This is a genomic window from Candidatus Symbiothrix dinenymphae (assembly GCF_001431085.1).
In genome coordinates this window covers 1-790 of the sequence record NZ_BBRU01000139.1, presented here as the reverse complement: position 1 = coordinate 790, position 790 = coordinate 1, and the positions used below count along the sequence as shown (strand labels likewise).

Below are 790 nucleotides of genomic sequence, written 5' to 3'. Positions count from 1 at the left end.
AAGATGGGCAAAAAACTGAAAGAACTCATCCCACGTCAGCAGTATGACGTGGCAATTCAAGCCGCCATCGGCGCAAAAATCATCGCCCGCGAAACCATCAAAGCCGTCCGCAAAGACGTAACCGCCAAATGCTACGGCGGCGACATCTCCCGCAAGCGCAAACTCCTCGAAAAGCAAAAGGAAGGCAAAAAGCGCATGAAACAGGTCGGCAATGTGGAAGTGCCGCAAAAAGCTTTCCTCGCAGTGCTGAAATTGGATTAAGTGCTTAAAACCGAATTAATAATTGAGCATAACACGCAGATGGACATACAATTACGCGCATTAGAGCCGGAAGATTTGGACACGCTGTATCGTTGGGAAAACGACACGGAATTGTGGCGTCACGGCTCCACACTAACCCCTTTCTCCAAATTCACCCTGCGAAAATACCTCGCCAAACAGCATCAAAGCATCTTCCAAACCGCCCAACTCCGCCTGATGATTGTAGAACAGCAGTCAAACACCCCCGCAGGCATGATTGACCTGTACGATTTCGACCCGCTGAACGGACGGGCAGGCATCGGCATCTTGCTCGATAAGCCGTTTCGGAGAAAAGGCTACGGCAGCCAAGCCCTCACACTGATGGCAAAACAGGCGTTTGAAACACTACATTTGCAACAGATTTATGCTTTCGTGCCGCTGACCAATCAGCCAAGCCTTCAATTGTTCCAAAAGTCCGGCTATGAACAAAATGGGGTGTTAAAAAACTGGCTGAAAACTCCACAGGGGTATGTGGATGTGGCGGTGATGC

Annotated in this window: 1 protein-coding gene and 1 pseudogene; both read left to right on the top strand. The window is 49.9% G+C overall.

Annotated elements, in window-relative coordinates; translation table 11 throughout:
• Positions 1-261 (top strand): annotated as a pseudogene (locus ASC50_RS02180) (elongation factor 4); the annotation flags it as partial.
• A 39-nt stretch (positions 262-300) separates the two neighbouring features.
• Positions 301-790 (top strand): GNAT family N-acetyltransferase (locus ASC50_RS02175; protein ID WP_056928642.1); only part of this gene is annotated, 490 nt, incomplete at its 3' end.